Raw genomic sequence first — 920 nt, 5'->3', positions numbered from 1 at the left:
GGGGGGCGCTTCGCCTGCTCCCCCTTCCTCCCCAGACCCGTAAGCATGGGCCGCAGTTCACCACGGGAAACCGGGGTAAAGTTCAGCTAAATTGTACGGGAAACCATACCAAAGTTCGGGTGTCACTGAACCCGAACGCTTCGCGAGAGTACCAATATGGTACTAGAGTCCACTGTTAAAGTATGTGGACTTGATGGTCATTCACTTCCACTTGGAGCCTTTCCCGCTACGCGGGCACCCTTTCCAAGTGTCCGTTCAGTCCCTAAAAAGTCCCACCAATGGGACAAAAGTGCAGTATTACTATACGCACTTTAGCTCTCTGTCCTCGGATACCTGCCCGCCCCATAACGAGGCTAGCAGGTACCCACCGGCCAGAACGCCAGAACGTGAAATCGCTTTGAATTTTGTAGACAGAAATCGACTTTGGGCGGGGCTGGAAGGACGTTGAAAAGCGGCTTGGCAGGGAGAAAGCTCGGGGCAAAGAGCGCCCCTATCAAGAGCGCTTTGCAAGGGGGCTTCCCCCTTACCCCCTTGATTTTCAATATAATTGGACGAACTAATAATTTTGGCGTAAGTTGATTGAATACCTACTTCAAACCATACGGAGATGTTAATAATGAAAGCTGGAGATGTTGTATATTTAAAGAGCGGCGGGCCATTAATGACGGTAGTCAATGTGATTGATGAAAGTGTTCATTGCACTTGGTTTAACGACAAAAAAGTATTAGAAACCGCTTCATTTCATATCGTAACCCTAGAAAATAATGATGAAAGTAATGCCACTGATGCATATGATTTGAACTAGAATATCATTACTTCGCACAATGCAAGTTATGCAAAACTCAGCCCTTTCAGGGCTGTTTTTTTGATACCCGATTCTACAAAAAAAAGCAGTTTTACATAACTTGTGATCACATTGT

At 46.2% G+C, this 920-nt stretch carries 1 protein-coding gene; it reads left to right on the top strand.

The genetic code is table 11. From position 1 onward, the window contains the following. Positions 1–616 precede the first annotated feature (616 nt). On the top strand, positions 617–805 hold the full coding sequence (locus tag HG547_RS20575; protein WP_169548858.1) for a DUF2158 domain-containing protein: 189 nt from the start codon (positions 617–619) through the stop codon (positions 803–805). Positions 806–920: the final 115 nt, after the last annotated feature.

Source organism: Shewanella sp. DNRA4 (assembly GCF_012843185.1).
Lineage (GTDB): Bacteria > Pseudomonadota > Gammaproteobacteria > Enterobacterales > Shewanellaceae > Shewanella > Shewanella xiamenensis.
The sequence above is the reverse complement of the archived record's forward strand: the minus strand, read 5'-3'. Positions and strand labels throughout refer to the sequence as shown.

What these genes read in the sequence shown, in the direction of transcription:
- HG547_RS20575 (WP_169548858.1), top strand. Translation starts at nt 617, where the DNA reads ATGAAAGCTGGAGATGTTGTATATTTAAAGAGCGGCGGGCCATTAATG.